The sequence below is a fragment of the uncultured Stenotrophomonas sp. genome (genome assembly GCF_963519125.1).
Lineage (GTDB): Bacteria > Pseudomonadota > Gammaproteobacteria > Xanthomonadales > Xanthomonadaceae > Stenotrophomonas.
The window spans coordinates 1-16,098 of sequence record NZ_CAUQLJ010000014.1; the positions used below are offsets into that span (position 1 = coordinate 1).

Here is a 16,098-nt window from a genome sequence, read left to right on the forward strand (position 1 = left end):
TGTGCCCAAAGCGGCGCTTGCGCGGCCGCTTCCTACCCGCCAGACTCGCCAAAAAAGGGCGGTTGAACTTCCTATACCCACCTCTGGTGGGCAAAACCAACAAAGCTCGATAAATCCGCTGCCGTTTACTAGGGCCTGTTAACACATCCTCAGTCCATCAGCGACGAGCACGAAGCTGATGAAGCCCAGGAACATGAGGTCGAGTTTCTCGAACCGCGAGAAGATACGGCGATAGCCTTTGAGTCGACGGAACAACCGCTCCACCTCATTGCGGCGCTTGTACATCTCGCGGTCGTAGTCCCACGGTTCGATCCGCGTCTTCATTGGTGGCACCACCGGAATGAAACCCAGATCCAGTGCCAGCTGCCGTGTCTCGTTGCCTTCGTAGGCACGGTCCATCAACAAATGCACCGGTCTGCTGGTCGGCCCAAGACTGCTGAGCAGGCGCCGGCCTTCGGGTGCGTCGTGCGCCTGCCCAGGCGAGAGGCAAAACGTCACGGCCGTTCGAGCATCCGCGGCAACCATATGAATCTTGGTGTTCCATCCGCCTCGGGACTTTCCGATGGACTGCGGACTTTTTTTTAGTGCCCCTGTGCCGTCGGGATGGACCTTGATGCTTGTGGAGTCCAGCGAGACGGCTTCGATCCTGATACGCACGACTTGCGCACGCTGCAACTCCTCGAACATGCGATCCAGGACGCCAGCTTTGGTCCAGCGATTCATGCGCGTGTAAATCGTGTGCCAGTTGCCGAAGCGTTTGGGCAGTCCGCGCCACTTGCAACCATGTTCGGCCACATAGAGGATCGCATTGACCACCTGCAGATTGCTCAGGCTGACGTTGCCACGCTGCCTGGGCAGGCAGTGTTCAATGGTAGCGAATTGTTCGGGCGTGATCTCCATGTCGGAGATTTTCTGGCGCAATCGTCGCCGTCGCCATTAGTGTTAACACGCCCTAATGAAGCAGTCGGACCCAGTAACCCGGGGTGCAACGGCCGAACTGATTGACGAGCTGAGCTGCGGCATCACGCTTAGTCCCGAACCGACGCGCGTGGCAACGGAAGTGGCGCATTTCCTCCATGCGAATGTTGGGCACAGCGTTCATCCATTGGAACACTTGGTCTGGACCAAGGTCCCGTACATCCTGGGTGTCCAGCATCCAGTGGCCACAGCCTTCCCAGAGGATGAGCGACTCGTCATTCAGAAGGCGTTCTTCGACCACCTCTGGGAGGTTTCTTTATCGACGATGGTTGAGACCATCGGGGACGCTTGGCCGCCCGCCTCGCCATTCGTCGACATTGCCGATCGGCTGAATCGTGACAACGCGGCGCACGCTCCGTCGATGAAGAGCTTCGCGCAGGTCTATCGCGACGAGATTAATGGTGTCTTGGAACTCGCAGCTCCGATCGCCGCCGAGGTGCTGCACGACATGGCCGTGAAGTCGCTCGGCCTCGGCATCCAACCTTCAGCAGATGAGCGGGAAGGAATCACGAGGCAGTGTCTCGGCTTGCTACGGGCAGCAGTCCGGAAGCCAGTCGGTCGGCGTGCTCTGCGCACGCTGCAAGTTGGTGCTCTGTTGCATGCGGCGCTACGCTGGAATCGCACGCAGAAGCTGAATGCCAACGACATATTCGACTTTCATCATGCCGGCGCTGCGTTAGGCTACTGCGATGTCCTTTTGACGGACGGGCCTATGCACACGCTTCTGACGCAGCGGCACTTGAGCATCGAACGCGATTTCCCGTGCCGGGTCATGTCTTCCGTTGAAGAGGCAGCCACTTGGGTTCGGCATCGCATCGCATGATGGGTCGAAAGAAGCTCTCGTATGCGGAATCACAGCGCGAGGCGAGAGGATGAAGTTCGGCCCCTTGTTCGGTATGATTAAAGCTGATTGATGATGAGCCGATGCCGCGCAAACCCGCGCCAGGAAAGGGCGTGTTTCCCTGACGGTAAAAGCGGCGGTATGGGCCTATGTCGATCAAAGCCAAACCCTTTAACCACGCGGACTTGCGTGGCTTGTTGATGATCGAGTGGGAATGATCCCCACCCGGTAGAGCGGGGCTCTGCCCCGCTGCGGTTGAATCACAAGGGCGCCGAAAGGCGCCCTTGTGCGTTGTTGCCGGCGTCGCCGGGCACTTGCTTACCAGCGCGCTTCCAGCGTTCGAAACGGCTTGTCGATGAGCACGCTTTTCTCGTCGAAGTCCCGTACCACGCGGCCGTCCACTCGTACTTCGCTCGGTCGGGCTCGGCTGGGCCACCAGACCCGCACTGCCGTGTCCTTGCGCAGGCCCTTGCCGAGCGTGACGTGCAGCGTGCCGTCGCGTTCTTTCGCCTCCATCTGCAACGTGCCGAACGCGGTCGGCAGCCGCTCCACCGCCAGGCCGTCGCCCACCAGCCACGACTTTGGCGTACTTGGCAGCAGCGACAACGCGTCATCGTCTTCGCGTATCAGCATGCCGAACAATGTGCGGCCGTATTCCGCGCCGATCCACGTATGCGGCATGTCGCCGAGGTAACGCGGGAAACGCAGTCGCGAGTGCACCACTTCCGCCAGCACCTGCCATTCCAGTGGCCGGCGGTCGTGCAGCAGACCCTGCAGCAGCTCGTTGGCTGCTTCCGGCTGGTCCAGGTGCACGTAGCTGAGCACATTGCGGATTTCGTACGGCGTGTAGGCGTACAGCGCATCGGGCTGATTGCGCTTGCGCACGTCGTCCAGGTAGCGGGCGAAGGTGGTGCGCAGCGCCTGTTCCGGCAGCACGTCCTGCGCGCCGGTGGGGTCCAGTGCGATCGACACGCCGGTCGGGTCACCATCGCCCAGATCTGCGGAGGAAGGAATGAAGTCGATGCCCTTCCACGCCATGGTGGCGCGGATCGAGGCGGCCAGCGCATCGTGCAGGAGGCGGTACTGTTCGCGCGCCCACGCCGCGGTTTCGTGATCGCCCAGCGACTCGGCCAGCCACGCGCCGTCGTGCCAACCCTTCAGGCCCCAGTAGTCGTCCCAGTAGCTGTGGGTCGGCGCGGGGTAGCCCTCATGGCTGATCGACGGCGCCAGGATGCCGGCGAAGCGTTCCGGGGCGGGCTGGTTGGCCATGTAGCCGGGCACCAGCGTGCGCTCGCGCAGTTCCTGGAGGAAGCGCAGCGCGGCCTTCACCTTGGGCAGGTAGGCGCGTACCGATTCCGGGCCGCCGTCGAGCCGGGCGACGTCGGCCACCAGCGCCACGTATTGCCCTTGGCTGTCGTACTCGATGTCCGAACCGAAACCGGTGTTGACGCTGCCATCGTTGTTGAGGATGGGCGAGACCAGGCCGTTGTCATGCACACCGTGCTCGGTGTACCAGGCCAGGTAGTCGCGCGCGATCTTCGACTCGCCCATGCGCAGCAGCACCGCCGAGGTGGCCATGCCGTCGCGGATGAAGGAGCGGTTGTAGTTGCGTGGACCGGGCTGCATGGCCGGGCCGGTCTGGTTGATCAGCATGTACGCCGCCTGCGCGCGCAGCATGTCCACCAGCGAGGGATCGGGCAGGCGCAGCCCGACCTGGCCGAGGCGCGCCTGCCAGTCGTTGGCGACGCGGGTGGCCAGGGTGTCGAAGGTGGCATCGGCATCGGCGGTATCCAGCACGAGCGTCGGGGCTTCCGGCAACACCCCGTGCGCGTCGGAGGGAGCGGTGCCGAGTGGGAAGGCCACCACCACCGACTGGCTGGCGCCCGGTGCGAGCTGGATGCGGTAGGCGAGGGCGGCAGCCGCCAAGCCCTCTGGATCGTCCGCCTTTTGCGCCGTTGGCAATTGACCCGCTGCCACGGCTGCGGTGATTTCGGTGCTGCCGTCGGGACCGAATGCGGCCGCACCCGCGCTTTCGACCGGAGTAAGTGAACGCAGCAGGGTGCGCTGGTTGACCCGCACCGCGTTGTCCTCGACTGCGATGCTGCGGATCGGCGACAGCCCACCGTTCTGCCACGGTGGGTTCATCTGCATCGGCCGCACCACCAGGTTGAGGGTGCCATCCACCGGCGTGGTGCCGGTGTTGTGCAGGCGGTGGCGGACGAGGGTGACCGGTTGCCCGTCCAGTTCCACTGCGAAGGCTTCGCTGCGCAGCTCGAGGCCGGGTTGCGGTTGCCAGGTGGCAGACGGCATCGGCTTCCAGCCATCGCGCAGCGCGTGCTGCACGGTCTGGTTGGCGGCCGCAGCGGTGGTTCCGTCGGCGCTGCGCCAGATAGGCTGCACCAGCGGCGCGCCCTTGAAGGCCTCGATGTTGCCGTGCTCGTCGAAGATCGACTTCTGCAGCCCCCCATGCACGCCCACGGCAGTCCAGTAGGTCTGCTGCAGGTGCAGGGAGGCCGGGAACAATGCGCGGTCCGCACCACTGGCGGCGGTCTGGTAGCGCTTCATCGGCGTCATCACCGCAGCGGGGCCGAGCAGGCGCACGCGGGCGATCTTCGGCGCGTCGCCGTCGACCTGCAGGCGCAGGGCATGCGCGGTCACCGGCGCGGTACCCGCCAGCCAGCTCTGCTGGCGGCTGCCGGCCTGCGGGTCGTGCGCAAGGTCGGTCCATCGCCCCTGTGCGTCCTGTGCCTGCAGGCGCGCGGCGCCGTGCGCACCGGCCCATTCAACCGCCAGGCCGGTAGTTGCCAGGCCGTGGGGCAACGCGATGTCGAGGACATGGCCGCCGGCCTTGCCGGCGGGAATGGCGATGGCGCTACCGCCTTGCCATAGTGCCGCTGCCTGGGTCGCATCCAGTCCGGCAACACGCAGGCCGGAGCGCGCATCCAGCGGCTCCAGTTCGAAGATGGACACGCCCCAGTCGGAGGTGCGCTCGGGGCTGGCCAGGCGCAGGTAGCGGGCCTGGCGCGGTGCGAAGGGCACGGTTTCGATGCCGCCCAGCGAATCGCGCATGGTGTACGCGGTCTGCCACTGCGTTCCGTCCAGCGAGGTCTGCAGGCTGTAGCCCTCGGGATTGGAGACATCCCAGGTCACGCGCGCCCCGGTGAGCGTGGTGGGCTGCCCCAGATCGATCTGGAACCAGTGCCCGGGGCTGAAGGCGCCGCCGGTGACCGTCTTGGGGTCGCCATCGATCAGGTGACTGACCGCCATGGCGGGTACCTGCTGGGAGGAACTGCCGGCCTTCCATGCCGACCGGGGCGGAAGGTCCTGTGCGAAGCCGGACGACGCCAGGAAGAAGCCAAGTGCAGAAAACAACAGCGTGCGGCGAACTACATGCAAGCGCATCGGAACAACCTCGTACTAGTGCCTCGCCAGTGAGGCGGGGCAACCGTAGCAGGGGATGTAATCGGTTACATGACGCAGTGCGGTAATTGGCTGCCTCGCCCTGCGCTGCGCTGTTGGGTTGACGAATCGTCAGGTGCCGAAAGCCTTGACTTGACAGGCTGGCCGTTCAGCAACCGAGCACTACTGCCCAGACTGGCAATCGAAGTCGCGGCCGTCCGGCTGATGACGTAATCGGTCCATTTCTGGGGAAACCACATGATCAGCATTCCAGTTTCAGACACCTCGCACGCCCGCCTGTCCCGCGCTTCGCGCTGGTTGTGCAGCATCGGCTACGCCGTGCTGGCCGTGTTCTTCGCCTGGTCCGCACTGAGCGGGCACCGTGAGGCCGAGGCCATCCTCAAGGATGCGGTGACCGTGCAGGCGCCGGTGCAGGTCGACCACATCGAAGAGAAGCGCCGCAAGGGACGGGTCTCCTATCAGTACCACTTCCGGTACGACTTCGAGGCCAACGGCGTTACCTACACCGGCAACTTCTCCACTTCCGAAGACAACGCCGCGCCGTATCTGGGAGACGAACCGCAGGTCACCGTGGCCTACTCGCGGGCCGATCCGTCCCACTTCGAGCGACTGGACCGGTTGGAAGGCCAGAAGAGCCTGGGCTCGGTTCTTGGGCGGGTGATCGTGGCGCTGGGCATGCTGGCGATCCTGGCGTTCGTGGTGCACCTGCTGTTTACCCGCAAGCTGTTCGTGCGGCAGGCCCCTGCCACTGCGGCGGACTGAGCCGGGAGAACGCCGTGGCCGGTGCGCACATGGTTGACAGTCCAAGCGGTCACGGTAGGGTGTGCGGCTCACTCCCTTTCTGGTCGTTTCCCATGCCTGCCCTGGACTTCGCGGACCTGCTGTCCCGGCACATGCGGCGGATCCGCGCCAGCGCGGGTGGGGTGGCTTCGGAGATCGGCATCAGCCGCGAGGCGGTCAACAACTGGCGGGCCGGCACCTCGCGGCCCAGCCGGCGTCATCGCGATCGTGTGCTGGCCTGCGCCAACTACCTGCGCCTGACCGAAATCGAGTGCAACGCATTGCTGCAATCGGCCGGCTTTGAACCGGAGTTTCCAGTGGAGCCGGCCGCCACCGTAGCCGGCGAAGGGCAGGTGGCGCCACCGGTGCTGGTCCCGCCAACCGTCACCCGGCTGTTCGATCGACTGCAGGCATTGCGGCCGTATCCGGTCAGCCTGCTGCTGACCCAGGCGCACTGGGGCCAGCCGCCCGAGCGTGCAGCGATCCTGGCCGAGGCGGCCTCGCGCTATGGAAGCGATCGGGTGTTGCACCTGCAGCCCCCGTTCCGGGCGGGCGAGGGCGACCAGGATTACTTCGCCCTGCTGGCTGCGCAGTGCGGGCTGGACGGTGTGTCATCGGATGCCAGCTTCGAAATGGCGCTGGCGCGACTGCTGCAGCAGCCCGGCCCCTTGTTCTGCCTGGTCAGCCGCTTCGAGCAGGGCGCGCCCGAACCGCGCGATGTGCTTGCCGGAATCCTGCGCAGCCTGAGCGAAATGTACAGCGGCAAGCTGCATCTGCTGATCTGCGGCGGCGCTGCATTGGCGGACCTCAAATACCAGGGCGGCGACCTGTCGCTGCTCAACATCGCTGCCACCGAAAGCTGGCCGGAACTGGGCGTGGACGATCTGCGACGTGGTGCGGTCGACACCACCGAGGCCACGCTCGTGCGTGCGCTGTATCTTTCCGGTGGACATCCCCTGCTGGCCCAGGCGGCGCTGGTGCTGCTGGCCGATGGCAGCCAGGATGATGAGGCGATCACCGAAACGCTGTCGACCCATCCGCGGCTGTGGGAAGCCCTGGTGCCCCTGCTTCGCGACCCCGCCACCCGCAGCACGGTGGAAGGCTGGCTGGCGCGCCCCACGCTGGGACCGGCGCGCCCCTACCTGGCCGATCCACTGCTGCGCCAGCTGTACTGGAGCAACCTGTTGGCAGCCCGCGCGCTACCGCACGGCACCTTCCTGGAATGGCGCTGCGATGCGATCCGCCGCGCGGTACACCAGGTGATCGAAGGGCTGGAGGCACAACCGGCATGATGACCTTGCCGCGCAGGTCGCTCGGCGTGGGCGTGCCGTTGCTGCTGGTGATCGGGCTCACCTGGTTCGTTGGCAGCTACCTGTTCGTGCCGTGGCTCAATCCGGTCCAGCTGTGGCGCATGCAGCGCGACGGCGAAAGCATGATGCTGATGCAGCGGGCGAACATCGACATGATGTTCCTGCGCGAGGAAGCCCTTTCATATTCGTTGCAGCACGAAACCTGGCCAACCGAGGTCGCGGTGCCGGGCGTGCACGATCCGGCCGAGACGCTGGTGACCGCCGAGCTGCCGCGCCCGTGGGTGCTGCGGCTGCGCTTCAGTGAGCGCTTCCCGGCCAACAGCGGACTACCCGGCACGGTGATCGAGCAGACCCTGGAACCCAGCACCCAGTACTGGCGATGTCGTCCGGGTCACCCGGCGCCACCCGCGCGGTGGCTGCCCGCCAACTGCCGCGCGCAGGAACCCTGGACCATCGTGCAGTGGCTGTCGCTGCTGTTGGGCGGTTCGGTGCTCGGGCTGGCCGCGCTCGGTCTGCTCTGGTACTGGGTGCGCCCGGCCGTGGCGGCGATCATCGCGGAGCCGAAGCTGCTGTTCGAACAGCCGCTGCAGGGCTTGCCCGCCATCGACGGCCAGCTGGGCTGGTTGCGTCTGCGCGAACGCGTGCTGGCCGGCGCCGGTATCGCCACGGTGCGCTGGCGCGACGCGCTGCGCCAGGTGCACGCAGCGCCCGGCACGCGCGCGCTGCAACTGGCGGCACGGATCGGGGCGGTCGACGCGCCGGCGCCGGGCTGGTCGCTGCCCGGACTGGTACGCGAATGGACCCTGCCGGACACGCTGCCGCTGGCGCTGGAGCGGCTGTGGCTCTACCAGCCCGACCCGGCACTGGGGGCCGATGCCATCGTGCAGGCGCTGCGCGGCATGCCCAATGGCCAGGACGTGGTGCTGGTGGTCAGCCCTTCGCTGATCGCAGAACCGGAGCTCGTGGCCCATGCCAACGACCCGGCCAACCTGTGCGTGTGCCTGGAACAGGCCGCGCAGACGCGCTGGTTGCTGCAGCCCGGTGCGCTGGACACCCTGGTCGACCTGCTCGCACGCCAGCTGCGTGTCACCCGGATTTCGCCGTACCAGACCCACGGTGGCATCACCCGCCCGGGCGCGTTCTTCGGCCGCGAATCGCTGCTGGCGCGCGTGCTCAACCGCGAACCGGGCAACTACCTGCTGGTAGGCGGACGCCAGCTCGGCAAGACCAGCCTGATGAAGGCCATCGAGCGGCGCTTTGCCGGCCACCCGCGCGTGCACTGCGTGTACCTGTCGCTACGCGACCATCGACTCACCATGCGCCTGGCGATGGAACTCGGCATGGCCGAGGACACCGGCATCGATGCATTGGTTGCGGAGCTGTCCGCCCGCGCGGCCGGACGTGGCCTGTTGCTGCTGATCGACGAAACCGACCTGTTCCTGCGTGCCGAGGCAACGCAGGGTTACCCGCAGTTGCTGGCGCTGCGCGCGCTGAGCGAAGAAGGGCGCTGCCACTTCATGCTGGCCGGGTTCTGGGATCTGTACGAAGCGGTGACCCTCGACTTCGCCTCGCCGTTGCGCAATTTCGGCGACGTCATCCATGTCGGCAGCCTGGAGGAGGACGCCTGCCGGGCCCTGGCGACCGTGCCGATGGCGCGGTTGGGCGTTCATTACGCCAGTCCTGACCTGCCGCACCGACTGGTGGCGGCGTGCGGGCATCGCGCCAATCTGGTCGCCATCACCTGCCAGCAGCTGCTCAGCCAGCTCGGGCGCGGCCAGCGTGTGCTGGACACCGCGCAGGTGCACGCGGCGCTGGTCAGCGAGCCGGTGATCGATGCGCTGGCCGGCTGGGCACGGCTGAGTCCGGATCCGGCGGCGTGCCGGATCGACCGCATCGTGGTCTACCAGGTGGCGACCGCGCAGCTCACCGGCAGCGGCGAGCGTGGCATCACGCTGGTGGAGCTGCTGGCCACATTCGACGCGGCCGGCGTGCGGATCGACCCGGAGCAGGTGCGGCACGCGCTGGCCCGGTTGCAGTTGGCCTATGTGATCCGCCGCGAGGCCGATGGCTTGCCGTTCGTATTCGCGGTGCCCGTGTTCGCCACGCAGTTCCAGCGCGAAGAAGTGCAGGCGTTGTTGCAACGGGAGTTGCAGGCCATGGGCGGCCGGTAGTCATTCGCCGGGTTTGGCGGCGGCGCTGGCGGCTTCGGAGGCAGCGCGGCGGACCAGCACGGCTTCACGGTGGGCAATGTAGGCGTTCGCGCCGAGGATGATGCCGGCGCCGATCACGGTCCAGCGGTCCAGGGTCTCGCCGAACAGCAGCCAGCCCAGCACCGCCACCAGCGGCAGCTGCATGAAGCTGATCGGGGTCAGCGCGGAGACTTCGCCCAGGCGCAGTGCGCGCGTCCACATCAACTGGCCCAGTGTTCCCAGCACGCCGGTGGCGCCCAGCCACATCCACCCGATGCTATTGGGCCAGACCCACACAAACAGGGCCGGCACCAGCGACATCGGCACCCAGAAGGCATAGGTGTAGAACACCACCGTGTCGGCGCCGTCCACGCGTGTGAGCTGTTTGATCTGGATCGCAACCAACGAGCTCAGTACCGCCGCCAGGACCGCCACCAGCAGGCCCGGACTGAACGATTCCGCGCCTGGACGCACGATGATCAGCACGCCGATGAAGCCGCAGACCACCGCGGCCCAACGCCGCATCCGCACGGTTTCGCCCAGGAACAGGACGGCGGCAATGGTGACGAAAAGAGGCGTGGAGTACGACAGCGAGATCGCCTGCGAGATCGGCAGGTGGCCGATCGCCCAGAACGCGCAGAGCATCGACGCCAGCCCGATCAGGCTGCGCACGAAATAGCGCGGCAGCTGCCGGGTGTGGAACGGCTTGCTGCCCGGGCGTAGCAGAAATGGCAGCAATGCCAGCAGGCCGAAAGCGTTGCGGAAGAACGCCACCTCCTGGGTCGGCACGTGCCGGGTGGCATAGCGGATGGCGATGGCCATCAGGCCGAACGCCATCGTGCTGCCAAACATCAGCAGCGCCGCACGCATCGGCGTGGGCGCGGGCAAAGCGAGCGGCGCGGTCACCACTGTGCGCCGATCAGGCGCGGCTCCGGTTCGATCGGTACGCCGAACTTCTCCAGTACCGACGCGGAAATGCGCCGTGCCAAGGCCAGCAGTTCCGCACCGGTCGCGCTGCCATGGTTGACCAGCACCAGCGCATGCTGCGGCGACACGCCGGCATCACCCTCGCGGAAGCCTTTCCAGCCGCAGGCCTCGATCAGCCACGCAGCCGACAGCTTGCGCCGGTTGTCCTGGTCGGCCGGGTACACCGGCAGCTCGGGGAATTCCTGCAGCAGTACGTCCACCTGTTCCAGCGGCAGCACCGGGTTCTTGAAGAAGCTGCCTGCGTTGCCCAGCTCGTCCGGGTCCGGCAGCTTGCGGCGACGGATCGCGATCACCGCATTGGCGACGTCGGCGGCGACCGGCAGCTCCACGCCCATCGCCTGCATTTCCTCGGCGATGCCCGCGTAACCCAGGCGCAGGTCGTGCAGCAGCGGCAGGCGCAATTCGATGGCGGTGATCAGGTAGCGGTCGGGGGCGTGCTTGAACACGCTGTCGCGGTAGCCGAACGCGCAGGCCTCGGCATCGAAACGCACCCATTCGCCGGTCTCACGATCCCATGCATCCACCGCCTGGATGAACTCGTCGACCTGCACGCCGTACGCACCGATGTTCTGGATCGGAGCGGCACCGCACGTGCCCGGAATCAATGCCAGGTTTTCAAGTCCGGACAAGCCGTTCTGCAACGACCACATCACCAGCCCATGCCAGTTGACCCCGGCACCAGCACGAACCACGGTATGGTCGGCGCGATGTTCCAGTTCCTCGATGCTGCGGTTGGCAAACACCAGCACGGTACCGGCGACGTTGTCTGCGAGCAGCACGTTGCTGCCGCTGCCGAGCACCAGCAGCGGTTTGCCCGCCACCCGTGGGTGCGCCAGTACCTCCGGCAGCAGGCTCGGGTCGTGCAGCTCCAGCAGCTGTTCGGCGCTGGCGTCCACATGGAAGGTGTTGAGGGCCTTCAGCGAGGCGTTTTCGGTCAGCGACCAGGCAGGCATTGCAGTACTCATAGGGGGGCCACCGCGCCGCGGCTGGGGGCTTCGCGGCGACGGCGAATGGCCTCGACACAGTCATGCACCAGGGCCGGGCCCCGGAAGATCAGGCCGCTGTAGCACTGCACCAGCGCTGCACCTGCGGCCATCTTGGCCACCGCGTCGGCACCGGACTGGATGCCGCCCACGCCGATCAGCGGGGTGGATTCGGGCAGGCGCGCGCGCAGGCGGCGCAGCACCAGGGTGGACTGGCCAAGCAGCGGCGCGCCGGACAGGCCGCCGGCTTCGCTGGCCCGCGGATCGGCCGCCACCGCGCTGCGGTCGACGGTGGTATTGGTGGCGATCACGCCGTCGACCTTCAGTTCACCGAGCACGCGCGCGGCGGCGTCGATGTCGCGGTCGCTCAGGTCGGGGGCGACCTTGACCAGCATTGGTACGCGCCTGCCATGCTTGGCGGCCAGCGCTTCCTGGCTCTCGCGCAGCTGCGAGACCAGCTGGCGCAGTGCGGTTTCTTCCTGCAGTTCGCGCAGGCCGGCGGTGTTGGGCGAGGAGATGTTGACGGTGATGTAGTCGGCCAGCGGGTACACCTTCTGCAGGCAGTGCTGGTAATCGTCGAACGCCTGCTCGTTGGGGGTGTCCTTGTTCTTGCCGATGTTGATGCCCAGCAGGCCGTCGCGACGCTGCGCGCGCTCCACGTTACGCACCAGCGCATCCACGCCCTGGTTGTTGAACCCCATGCGATTGATGATCGCCTGGTGGGCCGGCAGCCGGAACAGGCGCGGCTTGGGATTGCCTTCCTGCGGGCGTGGGGTGATGGTGCCGATTTCCACGAAGCCGAAGCCGAGCGCGAACAGCGCGTCGATGTGTTCGCCGTTCTTGTCCAGGCCGGCGGCCAGGCCGACCGGATTGGGGAAGCGCAGCCCGAACACGTTGGTCGGTAGCGGCGCAGGGCGGCGTGCCAGCAGCGGCGAGGTGCCGGTGCGGTAGGCGAGTTCCAGCGCACTCAGGCCCAGGCCGTGGGCGCGTTCGGCGTCCAGGGAAAACAGGAAGGGTCGGGCAAGCGAGTACATGGCGTCCAGTCAGTCCAGCGTGCCGACGAAGGCACGGGTTTGGTATTCAAAAGCGATCTTGCCATCCACCGCGTGTGCGTCGAACAGCTGCTGCAGTGCCTCCAGCATCGGCGCGTGGCGCGGGTGGCCCGGCGGGGGCGCGTACGAGGACGACAGCAGGCGGCCACGCAGGCCGTCGGCGTCCATGGTCTGCGTATTCGGGAACTGCGCGATGCCGCGAAGGCCGTCGCCGAACCAGGCGCGCATGGTGTCGTCGTCCTGGTAGCGCTCGGCGACCTCGGTGTAGTCGGTTCCGAACTCCAGCAGCAGCTGCTCATAGCCGACCAGGAACGGTGAGGCGTCGAGCAGGCGCGAGTTCCAGAACACCAGCGCCATCCCGCCCGGGTGCAGGATTCGCGCCCATTCGCGGCGCACGGCGGTGGTGTCGAACCAGTGGAAGGCCTGTGCGGCGCTGACCAGCCCGACGCTGTCGTCGGCCAGGGTGGTGGCTTCGGACGTGCCGTCGACCAGCTTCAGGCGCAGATACTCCTGGGCCAGCAGGGCCTCGGCCGCCTCGCGCATCGGCGCGTTGGGTTCGACCGCGATCACCGGGTGGCCGCTGGCCAGGAACAGCCGGGTGGAAATGCCGGTGCCGGCGCCGATGTCGGCCACCAGGGTTTCGGTCGGCACGCCGATCTCGCGGTGCAGCCAGTCCAGCAGCGCCGGCGGGTAATCGGGACGGTAGCGCACGTAATCGGCTACGCGGTTGCTGAAACGTCCGGTCGGATCCGATCCGCTCATGGGCACCTCACGACTGCAGGGAAACAAACCAGGCCAAGCCACCGAAGAACATCAGGATGGCGAGCACGGCCAGCAGGCTGCCAATCACCACCACCCAGCCCATGATCAGGCCGGCCAGTGCCAGGCCGTCGCCTTCCAGTTCCAGCGGGCGGCGGCGGATCTCGGCGCGGGCCATGTGCCCTGTGATGATCGCAACCACGCTGCCAAGGAAGGGAAGGGCGGTCCAGCCGAGGATGCCGGCAATCAGGCTGATCAGGGCCATCGGGCTGGTTTGACGCGGCGGAAGGCTCATGCGGCTCCTGGGGAATGGGCGGACAAGGGAATGATAGGGCCAGAGCCGACGTTATCCCATCAAGACCTGCCCACCATCGACGTTCAATGTATGGCCGGTGATCCAGCGGGCCAGCGGCGAGCAGAGGAACAGGGCCGCGTCGGCGACCTCCTGCGGCTGGCCGAAGCGCCCGAACGGGATTTTGGCGAGGGTGCCGTGGTACAGCGCTGGATCCTCGCTGCGGCGGCGCGCCCACAGCCCGTCCTCGAACTCGATCGAGCCCGGGGCGATGGCATTGACGCGGATCCGGTGCGGGGCCAGCGCCAGTGCCTGCGAGGTGGTGTAGTGCATCAGGGCCGCCTTGGCGGCGCCATAGGGCGCAGCACCCGGCCGTGGCTGCTGCGCGGCGATCGAGGCCAGGTTGAGGATGCAGGCGTCGCTGGACTGCTGCAGCCAGGGCAGGGCAAGCCGCGACGCGCGGACTGCAGAAAGCAGGTCCACGCCCAGGCTGGCTTCCCAGCCGGCTTCGTCATCGGACATGCCGTAGCCGGTGGCGTTGTTGATCAGGACGTCGATGCCGCCCAGCGCCTTGGCGGCGCCGGCCAGCCAGCGTTCGATGTCGTCCAGTCGGGCCAGGTCGGCCGTTTCGGTGTGTATCGAAACGCCCAGCGCGGCGGCGTCGTCGCGCAGCGCGGCCAGGCCCGGTTCGCCGCGGGCGCAGACCGAGACTGCCGCGCCCGCCGAGGCAAAGGCCAGCGCCATGGCACGGCCGATGCCCTTGCTGCCGCCGGCCACCAGTACCCGGCGGCCGCTGAAGTCGAGCGCGTGGCTCACAGGTCGAACTTGATGCCCTGGGCCAGCGGCAGCGAATCGGAGTAGTTGATGGTGTTGGTCTGGCGGCGCATGTAGACCTTCCACGCATCCGAACCGGACTCGCGGCCACCGCCGGTGTCCTTTTCACCACCGAACGCACCGCCGATCTCCGCACCCGAGGTGCCGATGTTGACGTTGGCGATGCCGCAGTCCGAACCGGCTGCCGAGAGGAAGCGCTCGGCGGTCTTGAGGTTGGTGGTGAAGATCGACGAGGACAGGCCCTGCGGCACGCCGTTCTGCATGTCGATGGCTTCGTCCAGGGTGCTGTACTTCATCACGTACAGGATCGGCGCGAAGGTTTCGTGCTGCACCACTTCGTCGCTGTTCTTCAGGCCGGTCACGATGGCGGGCAGCACGAAGTTGCCGGCGCGTTCGATGCGGGTGCCGCCGGTTTCCACGGTACCGCCGCTGGCCTTGGCCTTCTCGATCGAGGCCAGGAACTGCTGCACGGCGCCGTCGCTGTTGAGCGGGCCCATCAGGTTGGCCGGGTCGGTCGGGTCGCCGATCTTGCCCTCGACCTGCTTGTACGCCTTGATCAAAGTTGCCAGCACGTCGTCGTAGATGGACTCGTGCACGATCAGGCGGCGGGTGGTGGTGCAGCGCTGGCCGGCGGTGCCGACCGCACCGAACACGATGCCGGGGATGGCCAGCTTCAGGTCGGCGGTTTCGTCGAGGATGATCGCGTTGTTGCCGCCCAGCTCCAGCAGGCAGCGGCCGAGGCGATGGGCGACCTTCTCGGCGACCTGGCGGCCGACCTGGGTCGAACCGGTGAAGCTGATCAGCGGCACGCGCTTGTCGGCGACCATCTTCTCCGACAGCGCGGTGCCGGCGTCGTTGATCAGGAAGAAGATGTCCGGGAAGCCGGCGCCACGCAGCGCGTCATTGCAGATCTTCATCGAAGCAATGGCGGTCAGCGGCGTCTTGTTGGACGGCTTCCACAGGCACACATCGCCGCAGATCGCGGCCAGGAACGAGTTCCAGGCCCACACCGCAACCGGGAAGTTGAACGCGCTGATGATGCCGACCAGGCCGAGCGGCTGATACTGCTCGTACATGCGGTGGCCGGGACGCTCGGAATGCATCGTGTAGCCGTACAGCATGCGGCTCTGGCCCACCGCGAAGTCGGCGATGTCGATCATCTCCTGCACTTCACCGTCGCCTTCCGGCTTGCTCTTGCCCATTTCCAGTGCAACCAGCGAACCCAGCGCATCCTTGTTGGCGCGCAGCGCTTCGCCGCACAGGCGCACCGCTTCGCCACGGCGCGGGGCCGGGGTGGTACGCCACACCTTGAAGGCTTCCTGCGCACGCGCCACGATGGTTTCGTAGTCGGCGTCGGTGGTGGCATTCACCTGGGCGATGGCTTCACCGGTGGTCGGGTTGACCGGGGTGATCACGCCGGCATCGGTGGCGGTGGACCACTCGCCGTTGCCGAGATAGCTGCCAGCGTTGGTCGCGTCGAGGCCGAGCGCCTTGAGCAGGTCAGAGGACATGCAAACTCCTGTTGCGGATCGAAAAGGGCGCAGCCGCTGGCAGGGTGGGGGATGCGGCATGCAGACCCGTCATTCTATCAGGACGCCCGTCCGGGCATTGCCGCAACGCCACACGACCGGGCCGGGACCGCTACAATTGACGCCATTGTTCGCCCCCAGGAA

13 protein-coding genes are annotated in these 16,098 nt (G+C 66.8%); 4 read left to right on the plus strand and 9 right to left on the minus strand.

What is annotated here, in order from left to right:
• Positions 1-138 precede the first annotated feature (138 nt).
• A complete protein-coding gene (locus tag RYM47_RS13090) occupies positions 139-900 on the minus strand; it encodes an IS5 family transposase (protein ID WP_137138293.1) in 762 nt (253 codons plus the stop codon).
• A gap of 55 nt (positions 901-955) precedes the next feature.
• On the opposite strand from RYM47_RS13090, the gene RYM47_RS13095 reads away from it, so the two are divergent.
• Complete coding sequence (locus tag RYM47_RS13095; RefSeq protein WP_052914393.1) at positions 956-1,801, plus strand: hypothetical protein; 846 nt, start codon at positions 956-958, stop codon at positions 1,799-1,801.
• Positions 1,802-2,137: 336 nt separating this feature from the next.
• On the opposite strand, the gene RYM47_RS13100 is transcribed toward RYM47_RS13095, so the two are convergent.
• Positions 2,138-5,221, minus strand: a complete 3,084-nt coding sequence (locus tag RYM47_RS13100) for a discoidin domain-containing protein (RefSeq protein WP_315388495.1) — start codon at positions 5,219-5,221, stop codon at positions 2,138-2,140.
• Positions 5,222-5,476: 255 nt separating this feature from the next.
• Here RYM47_RS13100 and RYM47_RS13105 point away from each other — a divergent pair, with 255 nt between their 5' ends.
• The 3 genes from RYM47_RS13105 to RYM47_RS13115 all read left to right on the plus strand — a co-directional run bounded on the left by RYM47_RS13105 (position 5,477) and on the right by RYM47_RS13115 (position 9,500).
• Positions 5,477-6,001: a DUF3592 domain-containing protein gene (locus RYM47_RS13105; RefSeq protein ID WP_315388497.1), complete on the plus strand. Its 525-nt coding sequence runs from the start codon at positions 5,477-5,479 to the stop codon at positions 5,999-6,001.
• A 92-nt stretch (positions 6,002-6,093) separates the two neighbouring features.
• Positions 6,094-7,311, plus strand: coding sequence for a hypothetical protein (locus RYM47_RS13110; RefSeq protein ID WP_315388499.1), 1,218 nt, complete (start codon positions 6,094-6,096; stop codon positions 7,309-7,311).
• Positions 7,308-9,500 carry a hypothetical protein gene (locus RYM47_RS13115; RefSeq protein ID WP_315388501.1) on the plus strand — a complete coding sequence of 731 codons (2,193 nt, stop codon included), beginning with the start codon at positions 7,308-7,310 and terminating at the stop codon, positions 9,498-9,500. Before RYM47_RS13110 ends, RYM47_RS13115 begins: the two co-directional genes overlap by 4 nt.
• Here RYM47_RS13115 and RYM47_RS13120 read toward each other — a convergent pair whose 3' ends face one another.
• The 7 genes from RYM47_RS13120 to RYM47_RS13150 are packed head-to-tail and all read right to left on the minus strand — an operon-like array spanning position 9,501 to position 15,936.
• The gene (locus RYM47_RS13120) at positions 9,501-10,388 is read right to left on the minus strand and encodes an EamA family transporter (RefSeq protein WP_315388600.1); all 888 of its coding nucleotides are present in this window, start codon (positions 10,386-10,388) and stop codon (positions 9,501-9,503) included.
• 32 nt (positions 10,389-10,420) lie between these two features.
• Positions 10,421-11,470 (minus strand): UDP-N-acetylmuramate dehydrogenase, encoded by a 1,050-nt coding sequence (murB, locus tag RYM47_RS13125; protein WP_315388503.1) that lies wholly within the window; start codon positions 11,468-11,470, stop codon positions 10,421-10,423.
• Positions 11,467-12,522: a quinone-dependent dihydroorotate dehydrogenase gene (locus tag RYM47_RS13130; protein ID WP_315388505.1), complete on the minus strand. Its 1,056-nt coding sequence runs from the start codon at positions 12,520-12,522 to the stop codon at positions 11,467-11,469. The genes murB and RYM47_RS13130 overlap by 4 nt, the downstream gene beginning before the upstream one ends.
• Positions 12,523-12,531: 9 nt before the next feature.
• Complete coding sequence (locus RYM47_RS13135) at positions 12,532-13,302, minus strand: class I SAM-dependent methyltransferase (RefSeq protein WP_315388507.1); 771 nt, start codon at positions 13,300-13,302, stop codon at positions 12,532-12,534.
• 7 nt (positions 13,303-13,309) lie between these two features.
• Entirely contained in the window at positions 13,310-13,594 is a 285-nt protein-coding gene (locus RYM47_RS13140; protein WP_315388509.1) for a DUF4190 domain-containing protein, read from the minus strand.
• 51 nt (positions 13,595-13,645) lie between these two features.
• Positions 13,646-14,407, minus strand: a complete 762-nt coding sequence (locus tag RYM47_RS13145) for an SDR family oxidoreductase (RefSeq protein ID WP_315388512.1) — start codon at positions 14,405-14,407, stop codon at positions 13,646-13,648.
• Positions 14,404-15,936, minus strand: a complete 1,533-nt coding sequence (locus tag RYM47_RS13150; RefSeq protein WP_315388513.1) for an aldehyde dehydrogenase family protein — start codon at positions 15,934-15,936, stop codon at positions 14,404-14,406. Before RYM47_RS13150 ends, RYM47_RS13145 begins: the two co-directional genes overlap by 4 nt.
• Between the last annotated feature and the right edge of the window lie 162 nt (positions 15,937-16,098).